22 protein-coding genes are annotated in these 19,268 nt (G+C 67.3%); 13 read left to right on the plus strand and 9 right to left on the minus strand.

From position 1 onward, the window contains the following. Positions 1 to 98 precede the first annotated feature (98 nt). A complete protein-coding gene (locus tag GON09_RS18470) occupies positions 99 to 344 on the plus strand; it encodes a DUF6480 family protein (RefSeq protein WP_213933062.1) in 246 nt (81 codons plus the stop codon). A gap of 30 nt (positions 345 to 374) precedes the next feature. Here the strand turns inward: GON09_RS18470 and GON09_RS18475 are convergent, their stop codons facing one another. Further along, positions 375 to 827 (minus strand): response regulator, encoded by a 453-nt coding sequence (locus GON09_RS18475; protein WP_213933063.1) that lies wholly within the window; start codon positions 825 to 827, stop codon positions 375 to 377. 10 nt (positions 828 to 837) lie between these two features. Next, positions 838 to 2,481, minus strand: coding sequence for a sensor histidine kinase (locus tag GON09_RS18480; protein WP_213933064.1), 1,644 nt, complete (start codon positions 2,479 to 2,481; stop codon positions 838 to 840). Between the two features lie 263 nt (positions 2,482 to 2,744). On the opposite strand from GON09_RS18480, the gene GON09_RS18485 reads away from it, so the two are divergent. Continuing rightward, a complete protein-coding gene (locus GON09_RS18485) occupies positions 2,745 to 3,617 on the plus strand; it encodes an LLM class F420-dependent oxidoreductase (RefSeq protein WP_213933065.1) in 873 nt (290 codons plus the stop codon). A 30-nt stretch (positions 3,618 to 3,647) separates the two neighbouring features. Here the strand turns inward: GON09_RS18485 and GON09_RS18490 are convergent, their stop codons facing one another. Together GON09_RS18490 and GON09_RS18495 are read right to left on the minus strand one after the other, a co-directional pair. Beyond that, the gene (locus GON09_RS18490; protein ID WP_213933066.1) at positions 3,648 to 4,418 is read right to left on the minus strand and encodes a thioesterase family protein; all 771 of its coding nucleotides are present in this window, start codon (positions 4,416 to 4,418) and stop codon (positions 3,648 to 3,650) included. After that, positions 4,415 to 5,092, minus strand: coding sequence for an SACE_7040 family transcriptional regulator (locus GON09_RS18495; RefSeq protein WP_213933067.1), 678 nt, complete (start codon positions 5,090 to 5,092; stop codon positions 4,415 to 4,417). The genes GON09_RS18490 and GON09_RS18495 overlap by 4 nt, the downstream gene beginning before the upstream one ends. A gap of 90 nt (positions 5,093 to 5,182) precedes the next feature. Here GON09_RS18495 and GON09_RS18500 point away from each other — a divergent pair, with 90 nt between their 5' ends. The 5 genes from GON09_RS18500 to GON09_RS18520 are packed head-to-tail and all read left to right on the plus strand — an operon-like array spanning position 5,183 to position 11,262. Continuing rightward, positions 5,183 to 6,778, plus strand: a complete 1,596-nt coding sequence (locus GON09_RS18500; protein WP_213933068.1) for a carboxyl transferase domain-containing protein — start codon at positions 5,183 to 5,185, stop codon at positions 6,776 to 6,778. A gap of 8 nt (positions 6,779 to 6,786) precedes the next feature. Further along, positions 6,787 to 8,790 (plus strand): acetyl/propionyl/methylcrotonyl-CoA carboxylase subunit alpha, encoded by a 2,004-nt coding sequence (locus tag GON09_RS18505; protein ID WP_213933069.1) that lies wholly within the window; start codon positions 6,787 to 6,789, stop codon positions 8,788 to 8,790. Beyond that, complete coding sequence (locus GON09_RS18510; RefSeq protein ID WP_213933070.1) at positions 8,790 to 9,953, plus strand: acyl-CoA dehydrogenase family protein; 1,164 nt, start codon at positions 8,790 to 8,792, stop codon at positions 9,951 to 9,953. Before GON09_RS18505 ends, GON09_RS18510 begins: the two co-directional genes overlap by 1 nt. Then, positions 9,950 to 10,444, plus strand: coding sequence for a MaoC family dehydratase (locus GON09_RS18515; protein WP_213933071.1), 495 nt, complete (start codon positions 9,950 to 9,952; stop codon positions 10,442 to 10,444). The genes GON09_RS18510 and GON09_RS18515 overlap by 4 nt, the downstream gene beginning before the upstream one ends. Further along, positions 10,441 to 11,262, plus strand: coding sequence for an HpcH/HpaI aldolase/citrate lyase family protein (locus GON09_RS18520; protein ID WP_213933072.1), 822 nt, complete (start codon positions 10,441 to 10,443; stop codon positions 11,260 to 11,262). Before GON09_RS18515 ends, GON09_RS18520 begins: the two co-directional genes overlap by 4 nt. A 7-nt stretch (positions 11,263 to 11,269) precedes the next feature. On the opposite strand, the gene GON09_RS18525 is transcribed toward GON09_RS18520, so the two are convergent. Then, positions 11,270 to 12,043: an IclR family transcriptional regulator gene (locus GON09_RS18525; RefSeq protein ID WP_213933073.1), complete on the minus strand. Its 774-nt coding sequence runs from the start codon at positions 12,041 to 12,043 to the stop codon at positions 11,270 to 11,272. 202 nt (positions 12,044 to 12,245) lie between these two features. Between GON09_RS18525 and GON09_RS18530 the strand changes: the two genes are divergently transcribed. Then, complete coding sequence (locus GON09_RS18530; RefSeq protein WP_213933074.1) at positions 12,246 to 13,007, plus strand: CoA transferase subunit A; 762 nt, start codon at positions 12,246 to 12,248, stop codon at positions 13,005 to 13,007. A gap of 3 nt (positions 13,008 to 13,010) precedes the next feature. Further along, positions 13,011 to 13,664 carry a CoA transferase subunit B gene (locus GON09_RS18535; protein WP_213933075.1) on the plus strand — a complete coding sequence of 218 codons (654 nt, stop codon included), beginning with the start codon at positions 13,011 to 13,013 and terminating at the stop codon, positions 13,662 to 13,664. Here GON09_RS18535 and GON09_RS18540 read toward each other — a convergent pair. Further along, the gene (locus tag GON09_RS18540; RefSeq protein ID WP_213933076.1) at positions 13,651 to 14,187 is read right to left on the minus strand and encodes a J-domain-containing protein; all 537 of its coding nucleotides are present in this window, start codon (positions 14,185 to 14,187) and stop codon (positions 13,651 to 13,653) included. The two genes, GON09_RS18535 and GON09_RS18540, sit on opposite strands and share 14 nt — an antisense overlap. Positions 14,188 to 14,326: 139 nt before the next feature. Here GON09_RS18540 and GON09_RS18545 point away from each other — a divergent pair, with 139 nt between their 5' ends. The 4 genes from GON09_RS18545 (at position 14,327) to dmpG (ending at position 17,999) form a co-directional block, all read left to right on the plus strand. Next, complete coding sequence (locus GON09_RS18545) at positions 14,327 to 15,082, plus strand: IclR family transcriptional regulator (RefSeq protein ID WP_213934517.1); 756 nt, start codon at positions 14,327 to 14,329, stop codon at positions 15,080 to 15,082. A 90-nt stretch (positions 15,083 to 15,172) separates the two neighbouring features. Further along, complete coding sequence (locus GON09_RS18550) at positions 15,173 to 16,018, plus strand: 2-keto-4-pentenoate hydratase (RefSeq protein ID WP_213933077.1); 846 nt, start codon at positions 15,173 to 15,175, stop codon at positions 16,016 to 16,018. Next, a complete protein-coding gene (locus GON09_RS18555; RefSeq protein WP_213933078.1) occupies positions 16,015 to 16,947 on the plus strand; it encodes an acetaldehyde dehydrogenase (acetylating) in 933 nt (310 codons plus the stop codon). The genes GON09_RS18550 and GON09_RS18555 overlap by 4 nt, the downstream gene beginning before the upstream one ends. Next, positions 16,944 to 17,999 carry a 4-hydroxy-2-oxovalerate aldolase gene (gene dmpG / locus GON09_RS18560; RefSeq protein ID WP_213933079.1) on the plus strand — a complete coding sequence of 352 codons (1,056 nt, stop codon included), beginning with the start codon at positions 16,944 to 16,946 and terminating at the stop codon, positions 17,997 to 17,999. The genes GON09_RS18555 and dmpG overlap by 4 nt, the downstream gene beginning before the upstream one ends. A gap of 76 nt (positions 18,000 to 18,075) precedes the next feature. Here the strand turns inward: dmpG and GON09_RS18565 are convergent, their stop codons facing one another. From GON09_RS18565 to GON09_RS18575, 3 genes are all read right to left on the minus strand, one after another. Next, positions 18,076 to 18,366 carry a GNAT family N-acetyltransferase gene (locus GON09_RS18565; RefSeq protein WP_213933080.1) on the minus strand — a complete coding sequence of 97 codons (291 nt, stop codon included), beginning with the start codon at positions 18,364 to 18,366 and terminating at the stop codon, positions 18,076 to 18,078. A gap of 94 nt (positions 18,367 to 18,460) precedes the next feature. Next, on the minus strand, positions 18,461 to 18,937 hold the full coding sequence (gene bfr, locus GON09_RS18570) for a bacterioferritin (protein ID WP_006550742.1): 477 nt from the start codon (positions 18,935 to 18,937) through the stop codon (positions 18,461 to 18,463). Positions 18,938 to 18,985: 48 nt separating this feature from the next. Next, positions 18,986 to 19,183: a (2Fe-2S)-binding protein gene (locus GON09_RS18575; protein ID WP_006550741.1), complete on the minus strand. Its 198-nt coding sequence runs from the start codon at positions 19,181 to 19,183 to the stop codon at positions 18,986 to 18,988. Positions 19,184 to 19,268 lie beyond the last annotated feature (85 nt).

Genomic DNA, 19,268 nt, shown 5'->3' on the forward strand with positions numbered 1-19,268 from the left:
CGCGTGTCGGGGGAGAGGTATGTCGCCACAGAACCGAATCACCGCGACACATGTCCACGGCCGTTCTGCGGGAGCGCAGCCGCACAGAAGGAGGTCAGGTGACCACGTCGGACCCCGAACACCATGGAAACCAGGATCCCGAACCTTCACGCACCCCGGATCTGGAGCCCGGTGGTGGCGTGGCGCCCGGATCGACGTCCCCGGACTCGGGGACGACGTCCGGGCTGTCCGCTCCCGAACCGGACACGAGGAAGCGATTCCCGATCAGCGGGTGGCTCACGCTGCTCGCCGTCGCGGTGATCGTGATCATCTTCGTGGTCGCGATCTTCGGCATCCTGGCCTGACGGTTCGCTCGGCGAGCGCTCGCGGCAGCCTCAGTGGCGTCCGCGGCGCGGCAGCCGCACGACCTGCACGAAGAACTCGTCGATCTGCTTCACGGCACCGATGAACTGGTCGAGATCGACCGGCTTGGTGACGTACGCGTTGGCGTGCAGCTTGTAACTGCGCAGGATGTCCTCCTCGGCCGAGGAGGTCGTGAGTACCACGATGGGGATGTCGGACAGTTCGGGATCGGACTTGATCTTCGTCAGGACCTGCCGGCCGTCGTATTTCGGCAGGTTGAGGTCGAGCAGGATCAGGTCCGGGCGCGGAGCATTCTCGTGGGCGCCCCGTCGGTACAGGAAGTCGAGGGCCTCCTCCCCGTCGTGGACGACGTGGAGAGCATTGCCGATCTTGTTGTCCTCGAATGCTTCGCGGGTCATGAGCTCGTCGCCCGGATCGTCCTCGACCAGCAGGACGTCCACCGGTCGGGCAGCGGGATAGGTCACGTAGTGCTCCTCAAGCGGTGATCCCGTGCTTCTGCTCGCCGGGCGGTGGTGGTGCGATTCCGAGGGTGAAGCAGATTCGAGTGCCCTCGGGGTGAGTCTCGCCGTACTCGGTGTCGATCCAGATTCTTCCCGCGTGATACTCGACGATTTTCTTGCACAGCGCCAGTCCGATACCCGTGCCCTGGTAGTCGTCGCGGGGGTGGAGGCGCTGGAAGATCACGAACACCTTCTCGGCGTAGTCGCTGTCGATCCCGATGCCGTTGTCGGTGACACAGAAATGCCACTCCGGACCGGTCGACTCGTCCTCGACCTTCGCGCACTCGATCCGGACGACCGGGGTGCGATCGGGATGCCGGAACTTGATGGCGTTGCCGACCAGGTTCTGCCACAGCATCGTCAGCAGTGTCGGGTCGCCCGTCAGTTCGGGCAGTGAGTCGGGTCGTTCGATCCGCGCCTGCGACTCCTCGATCGACGCCGAGAGATTGAACAATGCCTTGTCGAGTGGCCGCCCGAGGTCCACCCGGACGTAGGCATCGTGCACGCGTCCGACCCGGGAGAAGGCGAGCAGATCGCTGATCAGGACCTGCATGCGCTTCGCGCCGTCCACGGCATATTCGACGTACTGCCGCCCACGATCGTCGAGGACGTCCCCGTAGCGCTTCTCGAGCAGCTGGCAGAAGGACGCGACTTTCCGGAGCGGTTCCTGCAGGTCGTGCGATGCGACATAGGCGAACTGCTCGAGTTCGGCGTTGGAACGTCGTAGTTCCTCGGCCTGGGCGTCGAGATCCTCCGCCTGTCTGGCCAGCAGGGCCTGCTGGTTGCGGGAATCCGACAGCGCGTCCGCGATACGACCGCGCATCGTCTCGACGTCGAGGGCCAGTGCCCGGATGTCCTTCGGTCCCTGCGGATAGATGTGCTGGTAGAAGTTCTCCTCCAGCGCGACCCGGCGACTGGCCTTGCGGAGCTTGCTGAGCGGCACGGCGACGAGATTGTGGACGAGCGCCACCATCGCGAGGCCGGTGAGGATGAAGGTGATCACCATGGCGATCAGGACCGAGTTGCGGATCGTCCGGGACTGCACGAGATCGTCGAGGTTCTCTTCCAGGACACGGGAGAGCGCGCTGTTCTCCTGGACGAACATCGACCGGATCTCACCGAAGGTCAGCCGGTCCTCCTCTGCCAGGGCCGGATCGACGGGCCGCGGCTCTCCGGGCACGACGGTGGCGATGATCGGCTCTGCATACTGCAGCTGCCACTGCCGAGCGGTGGCGTCGATGGAGTCGATGTCGGCGAGGAGCTCCGGATGGTCGGCGAGGAGTTCGCGGAGACGGTCGAGCGCGACCTGCTGATCGGCCCGGCCGGCGCGATACGGCCCGAGGAAGGCCGGGTCGGTCGTGAGCGCGTACCCGCGGACTGCGGTCTGTTGATCGAGCAGCGAGGTCTGCAACCGGTAGGCCTGCGTCATCGCGGGCTGGATCCGCCCGGTCAGCTCGTCGGTGATCTGCACGGTGCGCTGGATGAAGATCCCGCCCACGATCGAACCGAGGACGGCGAACACCGCCAGAACCGCGAACGCGACCTGGAACCAGCTCTGCACGACCAGCCGAGACGAGAACCGCTCGATACGCGGTTCGGGAACCGAAGGATCCCTCATCGCTGCACCGTCGCTCCGACCTCGGCGGAACGCACGAAACCGATCACATCCACCCCAGCTTCCCGGCCCGTGCCCGATTCACGCCGAGGGCGACGAATCCCGACGGCGGTGCGGACCGGACCTTTCGGTCTGCGAACACACGTTTGGACGGGCTGTCTGCTGAACCCAGGAGCGAACTGTAACCCACCGGTTCGGCGCTCCCGGACCCAGCTACCGGGCCGGACGACTGCACCGGGTGCCGGAACGGGTCTAGGGTCGGTCGCATGACACGACGTGTGAGTGTATGGGGTGGCGCGTTCTGGCTCAGCCGCACACTTCGCGAGCAGGCGCTCGACGCCGCTCGCGAACTGGAGGAACTGGGATACTCCCGGTTGTGGACGTCCGGAGGTTTCCAGGACGGCTTCCCCCCCGTCTACGGAGAATTGCTCGCGGCGACGACGAGACTCGAGTTGGCGAGCGGCATCATCAGCATCTGGCACGCCGATCCCGACACCGCGTCCGCGGCGGTCGCCGACCTGGAGTCGCAGTACCCCGGCCGTTTCCTGTTCGGCATCGGAACGAGCCACGCTCCTGTCGTCGACGCGCGGGAGAGCACCAGCTACACCAAGCCCTACAGCCGAATGGTCGAGTACATCGACGGGCTGGATGCGGCGTCGACACCGGTGCCCGCCGACCGCAGGGTCCTCGCAGCGCTCGGTCCGCGCATGCTGAAGTTGTCCGCCGAACGTGCGGCAGGCGCACATCCGTACTTCGTCCCGGCCGAGCACACGGCACTCGCCCGCGAAACGCTCGGCTCGGAGCCGTTGCTCGCACCCGAGGTGGCCGTCGTGCTCGAGACCGACGAGACGGTCGCCCGTGGCATCGCCCGTGAGTACATGCGCGGGTACCTCGCGCTGCCGAACTACTCGAACAATCTGCGTCGTCTCGGATACACCGACGAGGATCTCGCCGACGGTGGCAGCGACCGCCTGATGGACGTGCTCATCCCGTGGGGCGACCTCGACAGCGTCGTCGCCGGCATCGAGAAGCATTACGCCGCCGGTGCCGACGAGGTCGCCATCCAGGTGCTCACCGCCGATCCGCGCACCTTCCCGGGCGACGGGTACCGGCAGCTCGCATCCGCGCTCCTCGGCTGAGACCTCGGGCTCCGATCTCGGTGCGACCGATCAGATCGGTCGCACCGTGAGGATCTGGGACATCGTGCCGATCGGGCCGGTGGTGTCGTGCAGCACCGTGCTCGTCAGACCGATGCCGTCGGCACCGAACGAGACCGACGTGTCGAAACCGACCCATTCGCCGCGAGGTTCGGCGAACAGGTGCGCGGTGAGGTCCAGATTGGGGAAGGCGACCTTTCTCGGATCGGCGCGCACCGCCATGCCGTTGGCGATGTCGAACAGGCCGGCCGTGGCGGCGAGACCGCTCACCTTGTCGTCGTCGACGAGCGGCACGGGTGTGCGGACCCAGAAGGAGGCCCGCCCGGGTTCGAGCGACGTGCGGCGCACTTGTACCGACTCGATGAATCCGCCGGGCCACACGGTGGTCGGATCCCACGGCTCGCTGTCCTCGGGCGACGGGATCGACTGCAGCGTGCTGCCGGCGAGTTCGGCGGTGGGTCGGGTCTGCATCAGCCACGCGCGGGCGCGCACGATCGCGCGTCCGTCGTAGGCCAGTGTGGCTTCGACGAGTTCTATGGTGCGTCCCGGCCGGAGGACCTCGACCGTCGTGACGACAGGACCCACCGGCACGGTGCCGAGGATGTCGTACGACAGGCGCCCGATCACGAGTTTTTCGTCGCGCCGCGCGTCCCGATCGGTCTCGATGACGTGGGCGATCAGGCCGAGAGCAGGGGCGATGTGCTGTTCGGCCTCGTTCCATGCTCCGCCGACGTGCTCGGTGGCGCGGAAGGATGTCGGACCGAGTCGTTCGAAGTAGCTCATGCGGTTTCCGTTCGGGCCGTGTCGGCCGGGGATGCTGTGTCTGCCAGGGATGTCGAGGGGATCGGGGTGAGGGCCGACAAGGCCATGCGTCGCAGCACCGCGCGGGTGCCCTCGGGAGAGCGGGGGTCGGCGCTGTGCGGCGTCGAGTTGATGAGGCCGAAGGTCGCGTGCGCCATCGTGCGTGCATCGGATTCGGGCAGTGCCGGGTCGATGCGGCGCAGCACACCGACCCAGATCTCGACGTAGCGACGCTGTGTCACCCGCACCTCCCGCTGTGCCTCGTCGGGGAGGGACGCGAACTCTCGGTCCTGCACACGGATGAGATCGGGCTCGCCCAAAGCGAAGTCGAGATGGAAGTCGACCAGGCCCTCGAGGGCGTCGCGAGGGTCGGGATTCGTCTCGGCGACCTGCGTGCCACCCGCGAGCAGGCGACGGCTGATTTCGACGAGGATCTCGACGAGCAGGGCGTCCTTGTTGGAGAAGTGCCGGTACACGGCGGGTCCGCTGATGCCCACAGCGGCACCGAGATCCTCGAGGCGGACTCCGGGGAATCCGCGTTCGGCGATCAGGTGCGCCGCGGCCCGCAAGAGGTCTCGTCGGCGTTCCGCCTTGGCGAGGCTGCGCCGCGTCGGGCGTCCCGATGCGGTCGAGACGTCGATCGCGGACTCGGTCATGAAAATCTCCGCTCCGTGTGGTCTGGACAACTCGGTTAATCATAACTAACCTAGATTTCAGTTAATGGCGATTAGGTCAATCTACCGAGGATGGTGTTCGTGACGACCGCTGAGACGGCCTCGACAACCAGCCGCGACCAGCACGAACAGCTGGTCCGAGAGCTCCGAGACAAGCTCGCTGCCGCAGCGCTGGGCGGCAGCGAGAAATCCCGGGAGCGGCACGTCGCGCGCGGCAAGCTGCTTCCCCGCGACCGCGTCGACGAACTACTCGACACGGGCAGCCCGTTCCTCGAGCTGTCTCCCCTCGCGGCCGACGGCATGTACGACGACGAGTGCCCCGGCGCCGGCATGATCGCCGGAATCGGCCGCGTCGCCGGCCGCGAGTGCGTGATCGTCGCCAACGACGCCACCGTCAAGGGCGGCACCTACTACCCGATCACGGTCAAGAAGCACCTGCGGGCGCAGGAAGTTGCGTTGCAGAACAACCTGCCGTGCCTGTACCTCGTCGACTCGGGCGGCGCCTTCCTGCCGCGGCAGGACGAGGTCTTCCCCGACCGCGAGCACTTCGGTCGCATCTTCTACAACCAGGCCACCATGAGCGCCAAGGGGATTCCGCAGATCGCCGCGGTCCTGGGCTCGTGCACCGCCGGCGGCGCCTACGTCCCCGCGATGAGCGACGAGGCCGTCATCGTCCGCAACCAGGGCACCATCTTCCTCGGCGGCCCGCCGCTGGTGAAGGCCGCGACCGGCGAGGTCGTCACCGCGGAGGAACTGGGCGGCGGCGACCTGCACTCGAAGGTCTCCGGCGTCACCGACCACCTGGCCGAGGACGACCGCGACGCGTTGCGCATCGTGCGCGACATCGTCTCCACCTTCGGCCCGCGCACCCCGCGCCCGTGGGACGTCGAACCCACCGTCGAGCCCGACGCCGACCCCGCCGAGCTGTACGACGTGGTGCCCACCGACTCGCGGATCCCCTACGACGTGCACGAGGTCATCAACCGCGTCGTCGACGGCTCCAGCTTCCACGAGTTCAAGGCCGAGTACGGCAAGACCCTCGTCACGGGTTTCGCGCGCATCCACGGCCACCCGGTCGGCATCGTCGCCAACAACGGCGTGCTGTTCGGCGAATCGGCGGTCAAGGGCGCGCATTTCATCGAACTGTGCGACAAGCGGTCGATCCCGCTGGTGTTCCTGCAGAACATCTCCGGCTTCATGGTCGGCCGCGATTACGAGGCCGGCGGCATCGCCAAGCACGGCGCGAAGATGGTCACCGCGGTCGCGTGCGCGCGGGTGCCGAAGCTGACCGTCGTCATCGGCGGCTCGTACGGTGCGGGCAACTACTCGATGTGCGGGCGCGCGTATTCGCCCCGTTTCCTGTGGATGTGGCCCAACGCCCGCATCTCGGTCATGGGCGGCGAGCAGGCCGCCTCGGTGCTGGCCACGGTGCGCTCCGATCAGCTCGACGCCTCGGGCAAGCCTTGGACGGCCGAGCAGGAGGAGGAGTTCAAGGCTCCGATCCGTGAGCAGTACGAGGCACAGGGCAACCCCTACTACTCGACCGCGCGACTGTGGGACGACGGCATCATCGATCCCGCAGACACCAGAAAAGTTCTCGGACTGGCACTGTCGGTGTGCGCCAACGCGCCGCTCGAGCCGGTCTCCTACGGCGTCTTCCGGATGTGAGTGCACCCATGACTGATACGACTCGGATCGACACGGTGCTGGTCGCCAACCGCGGTGAGATCGCGGTGCGCGTCATCCGCACCCTGAAGGCGATGGGCATCCGCTCGGTCGCCGTGTTCAGCGAGGCCGACCGCGACGCGCGGCACGTCCAGGAAGCCGACACCGCGGTGCTGCTCGGGCCGGCTGCGGCGCGCGAGAGCTATCTGGTGATCGACAAGGTCATCGACGCGGCGCTCGCGACCGGCGCGCAAGGAATCCACCCCGGTTACGGATTCCTGTCGGAGAACTCGGCTTTCGCTGCCGCGTGTGCCACCGCCGGTATCGCCTTTCTCGGCCCGTCCGCCCACGCGATCGAGACGATGGGCGACAAGATCACCGCCAAGGCCGCGGTGTCGGAGTTCGGTGTTCCCGTCGTGCCCGGCATCTCCCGTCCCGGCCTGACCGACGCCGAACTGATCACCGGCGCCGACGAGGTGGGCTATCCCGTGCTCGTCAAGCCGTCGGCCGGTGGTGGCGGCAAGGGTATGCGCCTGGTGGAGGATCCGAAGGATCTGCCCGCTGCGCTCGAATCCGCCCGCCGCGAAGCAGCGTCCGCGTTCGGCGACGACACCCTGTTCCTCGAGCGGTTCGTGCAGCGCCCCCGCCACATCGAGGTCCAGGTGCTCGCCGACGCGCACGGCAACGTCGTGCACCTCGGCGAACGCGAGTGCAGCCTGCAGCGACGCCATCAGAAGGTCATCGAGGAGGCACCCTCCCCGCTGCTCGACGAGGCCACCCGCGCCCGCATCGGTGAGGCCGCGTGCAACACCGCGCGCAGCGTCGACTACACCGGCGCCGGCACCGTCGAGTTCATCGTCTCCGCCGACAAGCCGGACGAATTCTTCTTCATGGAGATGAACACCCGGCTGCAGGTCGAGCATCCCGTCACCGAGATGGTCACCGGCCTCGACCTCGTCGAATGGCAGGTGCGCATCGCCGGGGGTGAGCCGCTCGGTTTCACCCAGGACGACATCACCCTCACCGGTCACGCGATCGAGGCCCGCGTCTACGCCGAGGATCCGGCTCGTGGCTTCCTCCCGACCGGCGGCGAGATCGCCGACGTCGTCGAGCCCACCGGCCCCGGGGTGCGCGTCGATTCCGGTATCCGGGCCGGCACCGTGGTCGGCAGCGACTACGACCCGATGCTCGCCAAGGTCATCGCCCACGCCGACGACCGCGCCGGAGCGCTGCGCCGTCTCGACCGGGCACTCGCGCAGACCGCGGTGCTCGGCGTCGTCACCAATGTCGACTTCGTGCGCTTCCTGCTCGCCGACGACGACGTGATCGCCGGCGCGCTCGACACCGGACTGCTCGACCGCCGGCTCGGCGACTACACCCCACCCACGACCGCCGATTCCACGCTCGTCGCCGCGGCGGTCCTGCGGTGGCTCGACCGCTGGGCGGGCGAGATCACCGATCCGTGGGCGGTGCCCGACGGCTGGCGCGTCGGTGCCCACCGGCCCGTCACGTCACGCCTCACCTCCGGCGACCGCACCGCGCACGTGCGCCTGACGGGAACCCCGGCCGCGGGTCTCGCCGAGGTCGAGGACGGTGAGACCTACCGCTTCAGTGCGGTGCTGCACGGCTCCGATCTGGCGGTGGTGCTCGACGGTCGACGTCACAGCTACCGCGTCGGCGAATCCGACGGTGCGGTCTGGCTTTCCGACGGCCACGGCAGCGTTGCCGTCCGTGAGGTGCGCGAGGCGTCGGTGCGCGGCGACGACGCGCACGCCGGCGATGCCGACATCACGAGCCCGATGCCCGGTGCCGTCATCGCGGTGTCCGTCGCGTCCGGCGACACCGTCACGGCCGGGCAGACGCTCGTCGTCGTCGAGGCCATGAAGATGGAACATTCGCTCACCGCCCCCATCGACGGCACCGTCGAGCTGTTCGCGGCCGCCGGTGAGCAGGTCAAGGTCGATCAACTTCTCGCGCGGGTCACCCCGCACGCCGACACGGAAGAGGCACAGTAATGACGGAATACCTGGCCACGGGCCAACTTCCCGACGAGTACGAGCAGCTGCGCAAGACGGTCGCCGACTTCGCCCGCACGGTGGTCGCACCGGTCGCGGCCAAGCACGACGCCGAGCACTCGTTCCCCTACGAGGTCGTGCAAGGCATGGCCGAGATGGGCCTGTTCGGTCTGCCCTTCCCCGAGGAGTACGGCGGCATGGGCGGCGACTACTTCGCGCTGTGCCTCGCGCTCGAAGAACTCGGCAAGGTCGACCAGTCCGTTGCCATCACCCTCGAGGCCGGTGTCTCGCTCGGCGCGATGCCGATCTACCGCTTCGGCAACGAGAAGCAGAAGCAGGAGTGGCTACCGCAGCTCGCGAGCGGTCGCAATCTCGCGGCTTTCGGGCTCACCGAACCGGGTGCGGGCAGCGACGCCGGCGGCACGAAGACCACCGCCAAGCTCGAGAACGGTGAGTGGATCATCAACGGCAACAAGCAGTTCATCACCAACTCGGGCACCGACATCACCTCGCTGGTGACGGTCACCGCGGTCACCGGTGTGCGGGAGAACGGCAAGAAGGAGATTTCTACGATCCTCGTGCCGACGTCCACGCCGGGCTTCACCGCCGAACCGGCCTACAACAAGGTCGGCTGGAATGCTTCCGACACGCATCCGCTCACCTTCGCCGACGTGCGGGTGCCCGAGGAGAACCTCCTCGGCGAGCGGGGCCGCGGCTACGCCAACTTCCTGCGCATCCTCGACGAGGGCCGCATCGCCATCGCCGCCCTGTCGACCGGCGCCGCGCAGGGTTGCGTCGACGAGTCGGTGAAGTACGCCAAGGAGCGCGAGGCCTTCGGCAGTCCGATCGGCAGCAACCAGGCCATCGCCTTCAAGATCGCCCGCATGGAGGCGCGTGCCCATACCGCGCGTACCGCCTACTACGACGCGGCCGCGGCGATGCTCGCCGGCAAGCCGTTCAAGAAGCAGGCCGCGATCGCCAAGCTCGTCGCGTCCGAGGCCGCCATGGACAACGCGCGCGATGCGACGCAGATCCACGGTGGCTACGGCTTCATGAACGAGTACGCCGTGGCGCGCCACTACCGCGACAGCAAGATCCTCGAGATCGGTGAGGGCACCACCGAGGTGCAGCTCATGCTCGTCGGACGGGAGCTGGGACTGTGAGCGAGACCGACACCACCGTGGAGAAGCGGATCGTCCAGCGCGGCCTGTGGTTCGAGGAATTCGAACTCGGCGCGATCTACGAGCACCGCCCGGGTCGCACGATCACCGAGGCCGACAACACGCTGTTCACGACACAGACGATGAACACGCAGGCGCTACACCTCGACGCCGCATACGCTGCCGAGACGAGTTTCGGTGAACGCCTCGTCAATTCGATGTTCACGCTCTCGACGATCGTGGGGCTGTCGGTCGCCCAGCTCACGCAGGGCACGATCGTCGCGAATCTCGGTTTCTCCGAGATCACCTTCCCCAAGCCGTTGTTCCATGGCGACACGCTCTACGCCGAGACGAAGATCGTCGACAAGCGTGAGTCGAAGAGCCGGCCGGGGGAGGGCATCGTCACCCTCGAGCACACCGGTCGCAACCAGCACGGCGACGTCGTCGCCGTCGCCGTGCGCAAGACCCTCGTCCAGAAGAGGCCCACGACATGACCTGGGAACTTCCCGGCCCCGCATGGCTGTTCTGTCCCGCCGATCGCCCGGAGCGCTACAGCAAGGCCGCCGAACGGTCCGATGTGGTGATCCTCGACCTCGAGGATGCCGTCGCGCCGGCCGACAAGCAGGCTGCCCGCGAAGCGCTCATTGCCACCCCGCTCGATCCCGAGCGCACCGTGGTGCGAGTCAACCCGGTGGGTACCGCCGACCACGAGGCAGATCTCGAGGCGCTGAGCCGGACGTCGTACACGCGGGTGATGCTGCCCAAGTGTGAGAGTGGTGACGAGGTGCGTTCACTCGCACCGCTCGAGGTGGTCGCGCTCATCGAGTCACCCCTCGGGGTACTGGCGGTGGAGGATATCGCCGTCGCCGAGAACGCCCTCGGAATGATGTGGGGCGCCGAGGATCTCGTCGCGGGACTCGGTGGCAACGCGAGCCGCCGGGCCGACGGGACGTACCGCGCGGTGGCACAGCACGCCCGGTCGGTGACGCTGCTCGCCGCCAAGGGCCACGCCCGGTGGGCACTGGACTCGGTGTACCTGGACATCAAGGACACCGACGGCCTGCACGACGAGGCCCTCGACGCCGTGGCGGTCGGATTCGACATCAAGGTGTCGATCCACCCGAGCCAGGTCGACGTCGTGCGCCGTGCGTACGCCCCTACTCCGGAGGAGGAGGCGTGGGCGCGCCGCGTCCTCGAGGCCGCAGAATCGGAGCGCGGCGTGTTCGACTTCGAAGGGAAGATGGTCGACGCCCCGGTGCTGCGGCACGCCGAGCGCGTGCTGCAACGCGCGTCGGCTGCGGCCTCGGCATGACCGCGCGTCACCGGGGACGGTGACGCAACAACTGAGTGAGACGGTGGGCGCTGTCGAGCAGCGCCTCACCGAGTTCGGGCACACGATCGGGGCGGAATCGGCTCTCCACGCCGGTCAGGCTCAACGCCCAGGTCGGGGCGCCGCGGTGATCGAACACCGCGGCGCCCATTCCCCAGCTGCCCTCGACGATCAGCGCCGGATTGACGGCATAACCGGCCAGTCGCGTGGCCTCGATGCGCTTCTCCAGTGCGGGTCGCGCATGGTCCGGTCCCCATTCCGCGGTGAGATCGACCCGCGACAGATACGCCGCGATGTCCTGGTCGGGCATGTGCGCGAGGATCGCCAGACCCGCGGATGCCACCCCGAGCGGGAAGCGGATCCCGATGTGGAGCACGTGCGAGCGCAGCGGGAAGCTGCCCTCCTCGTTCGCGAGGCACACCGTCTCGTCGCCCCGTCGCGCCGAGAGGAACGCGCTCTCGCCGGTCGCGCGCGCCAGGTCGCGCAGCACGTCGCCGGCGAGATCGGTGATGTCGTAGCGCGCGGAGGCGAGTGACCCGAGCAGGTACAGCTCGGGCCCGAGGGCCCAGCGTCCCGACGCCGGATCCCGGTCGACGAGTCCTTCCTCGGCGAGCGAGGTGAGCAGGCGGTGCACGGTGGGCCGGGCGAGGTCTGTGGTGCGGGCGACCTCCGAGGTCGTCACCCCTCCCGGCTCGTGCGACGAGACGGTGCGCAGCAGAGCAGCGATCCGCGCGACCAGTTGACCCCGGGCATCGGACGACATAGGCCGATTCTACGTCCACTGAGTGAACGCATTGGCGGTCTCTGTTCGATGAACGACCAATTACCGGGAGATTTCTCGAAGTACTTGTGTTCCCCACCTGCACGATCTTTAGTAGATGCCAGGAATGTGACCGCGTTCATTCAGTGGACGTGATCGGTTCAGCGGAGTCCTCGGCGGCTCCCCGGATCCCGAGAGGTGTGAAGTGGCAACGAAAGTGTTCGACACGGTGGCGGAGGCCGTCGCCGACATCCGTGAGGGTGCGACGCTCGCGGTGGGCGGATTCGGTTTGTGCGGTATCCCCGACATCCTGATCCAGGCCATCGCCGACACCGGGGCCACCGACCTCGAGGTGTTCTCCAACAATTGCGGCGTAGACGGTCACGGCCTCGGAATCCTGCTGGCGGACAGGCGTATCCGACGGGTCACTGCGTCGTATGTCGGCGAGAACAAGGAATTCGCCCGGCAGTATCTCTCGGGTGAGCTCGAGGTCGAGCTGACCCCGCAGGGCACTCTCGCCGAGAAGCTCCGCGCCGGTGGCGCGGGAATCCCCGCCTTCTTCACCCCCGCCGGGGTCGGCACGCCCATCTCGCAGGGCGGACTGCCCTGGAAGTACAACGCCGACGGTTCGGTCGCCGTGGCGTCGCCGGCGAAGGAGATCCGCGAGTTCCGCGGCAAGCGGTACGTGCTCGAGGAGTCCATCACCGCCGACTTCTCGCTGGTCCACGCCCTCAAGGGCGACACCGAGGGCAACCTCGTGTTCAACAAGGCCGCGATGAACTTCAACCCGCTCGCCGCCATGGCCGGCCGCGTGTGCATCGCCCAGGTCGAGGAACTCGTCGAACCGGGCGAGATCGATCCCGGCGAGGTGCACCTGCCGGGAATCTTCGTGAACCGGGTCGTGCACACCGGAGTCCAGGACAAGCAGATCGAAAAGCGCACCGTCAGCGCCGGGAAGGGAGCGTAGAACATGACCACAGCTGTCGAGACCCTCGGTTGGTCGCGCACGCAGATGGCCGAGCGAGCCGCACAGGAACTCGCTCCGGGTGAGTACGTCAACCTCGGCATCGGCCTGCCGACGCTGATCCCCAATTACCTGCCCGAGGGCGTGCACGTCACTCTGCACAGCGAGAACGGCATCCTGGGCACCGGGCCGTACCCGACCGAGGACGCGGTCGATCCCGATCTGATCAACGCCGGCAAGGAGACCGTGACCGTCAACCCCGGTGCCGCCTTCTTCGATTCGGCACTGAGCTTCGGCATGATCCGCGGCGGCCACATCGACACCGCGGTGCTCGGCGGTATGGAGGTCTCGGCCACCGGCGATCTGGCCAACTGGATGGTGCCCGGCAAGATGGTCAAGGGCATGGGCGGGGCGATGGATCTCGTCCACGGCGCCCGCAAGGTCATCGTGCTCATGGAGCACACCGACAAGCAGGGCAACCCGAAGGTCGTCTCGCAGTGCTCGCTGCCGCTCACCGGTGAGGGCGTGGTGCAGCGCATCATCACCAACCTCGCAGTGATCGACGTGACCGCCGACGGCCTCGTCCTGCGCGAATGCGCACCCGGCGTCACCGAGGAGCAGGTCCGCGCCGCGACCGGAGCACCGCTCACCCTTCCCTGACGACCGGCCGGTTCCGCCTGCGGAACCACCGGAAGATCCACGCTCCGCGCACGGCCCCGGCCTCGGACTCCGTTTCGAGCCGGGGTCGTGTCGAGTTCAGGGCCGTGCGGGCCTCTTCGCGACGACGTGCCCGCTCGACCTTCCACACCTCGACCATCTCCTCGGCGTCGACCTTGTGGATCGGCACGGGCAGTCCGCTCGGGAAGCGCAGGCAGTCGGCGATCCGCCGGTTGAGGTCGGAGACCATGTCGCGGACCACCTTCTCGCTGGGAGCAGACCCGACCGTGCCGGGTAGCCGTTCGATCTCGCGACGCAGCTGCAGTTCCGGTGGCAGCAGCGCCTCCGTCGAAAGACCTTCGCGCGCCAGATAACTCTTCACCCACCACAGTTCGTCGTCGCCGTGGTCGGGGATGGGTTTGCCGTAACCGGGCAGATCGTCGAAATCGCCCCGGTCCTGCGCCACGCGGATCTGCCGTTCGATCCACGTCTCGAACGTGAGGTCCCACCGCTTGCGCTCGGTCACACATCCAGGATGCCAGGGGTGGGCACCGGGTCCGGGCGGGCTGCGGGTCCCGACCGCCACGCGGTGCGGGTGTCCTAATCTGGGGCACGTGGAAGGACAGCGCGAGTCGCCGGTGCATGCCCGCCGACCGGGCGACGGGGTGGACACCAACACGGTGCTCGGCAAGGTCGTCACCGTGCTGTGGGCGTTCACCGCGGACGACCACGTGCTCACCCTCGCAGAACTGGGCCGACGCACGGGACTACCGAAGGGGACGCTGCACCGCGTCGCCACCGATCTCGTCGCGGTCCGCCTGCTCGACAAGGATCCGGCGGGATACCGCTTGAGCGGTCAGCTCTTCGAACTCGGCCTGCGTGCCTCCGTCGAGCGGGGGCTGGTCGAGGTCGCGATCCCGTTCATGGAGGATCTGTACGAGCGCACCCACGAGACCGTGCACCTCGGTGTCCCCGAAGGAGTCGAGGTCGTCTACGTCTCGAAGATCGGCGGGCACCGGCCCGCCTCCACGCCGTCCCGGATCGGTGGGCGAATGCCCATGTACTGCACCGGGATCGGCAAAGCTCTTCTCGCGTACTCCCCACCGGAACTGCTGGCCGAGGTGATCGAGGCCGGCTTGTCGCGCAAGACTCCCCGGACCATCACGACACCCGGCCGGCTCGGCGCGAACCTGACGACCGTGGTGGAGCGCGGTGTGGCGTTCGAATTCGAGGAGTCCGCGGTCGGCCTCGCCTGTGTCGCCGCTCCGATCTTCGACGAGGACGAACGTCCGATCGCGGCGGTGAGCGTCACCGGTCCCGTCACCCGATTCCGTCCCGAGAAGCACGAGGGCGCGGTGAAGGCCGCCGCCGCGGGCATCGCCGCCACCCACGCCCGTCGCGAGGCCATCCGCAACCTCTGAGCACGCGCGTTCCACTCACCGGAACACGCCTCTAGGCCGGAGCGGACGTCACCGCCACGATGGTCGTATCCATCGAACGACGAGGACGTGATGACTACCAGCTCCAACACCACATCAGCGGCGGATCGCACCCGCATCGCCGGTGCGGCGGCCGACCGTCTCATCGAGGCCACACGCAACTCCGCGCCGTGCGGCCCGGTCCGCGACCTGCTCGGGGAGACCGACATCGACCTGGCGTACGCGGTGCAGCAGCAGCTCACCGACCGCCGGCTCGCCGACGGTGCCCACATCGTCGGACGCAAGATCGGCCTGACCTCCCCGGCGGTGCAGCAGCAGCTCGGTGTCGACCGCCCCGACTTCGGTGTCCTCTTCGAGGACATGGACGTCACCGAGCTCGACGAGGTGCCCAGTGAGCGCCTGCTGCAGCCGAAGGCCGAAGCCGAGATCGCGTTCGTCCTCTCCGCCGACCTCGATTCGGACGATCTCGATCTCGCGACCGTCCGGGCCGCCGTCGGGCATGCAGTCGCCGCACTCGAGATCGTGGACAGCCGCGTCGCCGGCTGGGACATCAAGATCACAGATACGGTCGCGGACAACGCCTCCAGCGGTCTGTACGTGCTCGGTTCGCAGACGCTCACCCTCGACGAGTTCGAGCCGATCGACGCCACCATGCGGATGTACGTCGACGACGAACTCGTCTCCGAGGGCACCGGGGCGGCGTGCCTCGGCGATCCCCTCAACGCCCTGCTGTGGCTCGCGCGCACGGCACGTGAGTTCGGGCAGCCCCTGCGCGCAGGTCAGGTCGTGCTGTCGGGGGCTCTCGGCCCGATGGTTCCGTCGCCGCCCGGCGTCACGGTGCGTGCCGAGATCTCTTCCCTCGGCACCGTGACAGCGCGCTTCTCTTCCGAAAGCTCCACCGCACAGGAGAACTCATGACCACCAAGGTTGCCATCATCGGGTCGGGCAACATCGGCACCGACCTGCTCATCAAGATCAAGCGACTGGCCGACGCCGAGCTCGAAACCGTCGCCCTCGTCGGTATCGATCCCGAATCCGACGGTCTCGCACGGGCGAAGCGCCTCGGCATCGACGCCGTCTCGACCGGTGTCGAAGGGCTCGTCGAGCACCCCCGCTTCGACGAGATCGAGATCGTCTTCGACGCGACCTCGGCGAAAGCCCACGAATACAACGAGAAGGTCCTGCGTCCGCACGGGAAGATGCTCATCGACCTGACGCCGGCCGCAATCGGTCCGTACACGGTGCCGCCGGTGAACCTCACGGAGCATCTCGACGCGCCGAACGTCAACATGGTCACTTGCGGTGGGCAGGCGACGATCCCGATCGTGGCGGCCATCTCCCAGGTCACCAAGGTGCACTGGGCCGAGATCGTCGCCTCGATCTCCTCGAAGTCGGCGGGTCCCGGTACCCGCGCCAACATCGACGAGTTCACCGAGACCACCTCGCAGGCCATCGAGAAGATCGGTGGCGCGACGCGCGGCAAGGCGATCATCATCCTCAATCCGGCCGAACCGCCGATGATCATGCGCGACACGGTGCTTGCGCTCGTCGGTGAGGACCGCAAGGACGAGATCGTCGCGTCCGTCGAAGCGATGGTCGCGAAGGTACAGGAGTACGTGCCCGGTTACGCCCTCAAGCAGGAGGTGCAGTTCACCGAGGTCACCGAGCCCATGGCGACGCTCACCGACCACGCCGGCCCCCTGTGGAAGGTCGCGGTGTTCCTCGAGGTCAAGGGCGCAGCACACTACCTGCCCGAGTACGCGGGCAATCTCGACATCATGACCTCTGCGGCGCTGCAGGTCGCACGCGCCGTGGCGGCACGCAAGAAGGATCAGGTGACGGCATGACCGCGGCAACGACGACGACTCGCGAATTCGCAGGCGACGGAACGGCTCTGTACATCCAGGACGTGACCCTGCGCGACGGCATGCATGCCATCCGTCACCGCATCACGCCCGAGGACGTCGCGAAGATCGCCGGTGCGCTCGACCGGGCCGGTGTGGACGCCATCGAGGTCTCACACGGCGACGGCCTCGCCGGTCACTCTCTGACCTACGGCCCGGGTAGCAACACCGACTGGGAATGGCTCGAAGCCGCTGCGGGAGCCATCAACTCGGCGACGCTCACCACGCTGCTCCTGCCCGGAATCGGAACCGTCCACGAGTTGAAGCGCGCCTACGAGATCGGCGTGCGGTCGGTGCGTATCGCGACGCACTGCACCGAGGCCGACGTCTCCGCGCAGCACATCGCCGCGGCGAAGGAACTCGGCATGGACGTGTCCGGCTTCCTGATGATGTCGCACATGGCTCCGTCCGAGGAGCTCGCCCGGCAGGCGAAACTCATGGAGTCCTACGGCGCCGACTGCGTCTACGTCACCGACTCCGGCGGACGCCTCACGATGGACGGTGTCCGCGAGCGCATTCGCGCCTACCGGTCGGTCCTGAACGAGACCACCCAGATCGGCATCCACGCGCACCAGAACCTGTCGCTGTCGGTCGCGAACTCGGTCGTGGCGGTGGAGGAAGGCGTCATCCGCGTCGACGCATCGCTGGCCGGACACGGCGCCGGTGCCGGAAACTGCCCGATCGAGCCGTTCGTCGCCGTCGCCGATCTGTACGGCTGGAAGCACTCGTGCGATCTGTTCGGGCTGCAGGACGCCGCCGACGACCTCGTGCGTCCGCTGCAGGACCGACCGGTGCAGGTCGACCGCGAGACCCTCACCCTCGGCTACGCGGGCGTGTACTCCAGCTTCCTGCGGCACGCCGAGACGGCGGCGAGCATCTACGGCCTCGACACCCGCGACATCCTCGTCGAGATCGGCCGCCGCGGCCTCGTCGGTGGTCAGGAGGACATGATCACCGACGTCGCACTCGACCTGCGCAACCGCGCAGGACACTGATCCGGTCGCATCCAACCGGAACAGCCGCGTCGGGCGCGGCACGACCCACCCGGTCGTGCCGCGCCCGCGTGCATGTCTAGTCGGTCAGATCCCGGTAGTCGGGGTGCTTCTCGATGAACTTGTCGACGTACGAGCAGATCGCGACGATGCGCTTGCCGCGTTCACGGACGTCGTCGAGAGCAGAACCGACGAGCTTGCCACCGAGTCCCTGACCCGAATACCCCTTGTCGATCTCGGTGTGGTCGAAGACGAGGCGACCGTCGTGGTCGGGATGGTACTGCGTGTAGCCGATGACGGCGTCGTCGTCCCGGACTTCGTAACGTTGCTTCTCGGCGTTGTGCACCACGGTCACGGACGAATCGCTCATGGTCTTCCTCTCCACCGTCGACAAGCTGGTGTGTCCCACAGCATAGAGAACGGGCCGCGGCGCAATGCCGCGGCCCGTTGTGCTGAACCGGGGGTTATTCCGGCGGAGAGATGTGCTGGGCGAGGTACAACGGCTCACCGAGCTGCTCGATCAGATCGAGCTGGGTTTCGAGATAGTCGATGTGTTCTTCCTCGTCGGCGAGGATGTCCTCGAAGATGTTGGCCGAGGTGATGTCGCTGACCGAGCGCATGTACTCCGACCCCTTGCGGAGGCGATCGCGGGCCTCGATCTCGACCTGCAGGTCGGATTCGAGCATCTCCTTGGCGGACTGCCCCAGACGTAGTGCGCCGAGGCGCTGGTAGTTGGGGAGTCCGTCGAGGTAGAGGATCCGATCGGTAAGCCTCTCGGCGTGACGCATCTCGTCGAACGACTCGTCGCGCGTGTGCTTCGCGAGCTTCGACCATCCGCGGTTCTCCTGCATCTTCGAATGCAGAAAATACTGGTTGATCGCCGTGAGCTCGGCGGTGAGTTGTTCGTTGAGCAACTCGATGACCTTCTTGTCGCCCTTCATGGCACCTCCCGGGGTGAACCATCAGGTTTACCGCCGGGTAGGGGCTGGCTACACGGCGGTCTCGAGTTCGATGGTCTCATTCCGCTGCCGGGCCTGCCGGATGATCGCCGAGATGTTGCGTACACAATTCCCGCAGTCGGTACCGGCGCGGCACTTGGCGCTCACCTCGCGGGTACAGCGTGCTCCCGCAGCCACCTCTGCCTCGATGTGGTGGTGGGTAAGAGCGTGGCAACTGCAGACGATCATCAGAGCCACCTTTCTGCGACTGAGGGAACACTCACTTAGGTAGTCCAAACCTTACATCGGCTTAGGCAAGCCTAGCTTGTGATAG

Source organism: Rhodococcus sp. B50, from assembly GCF_013602415.1.
In the GTDB taxonomy this organism is placed as follows: domain Bacteria; phylum Actinomycetota; class Actinomycetes; order Mycobacteriales; family Mycobacteriaceae; genus Rhodococcus.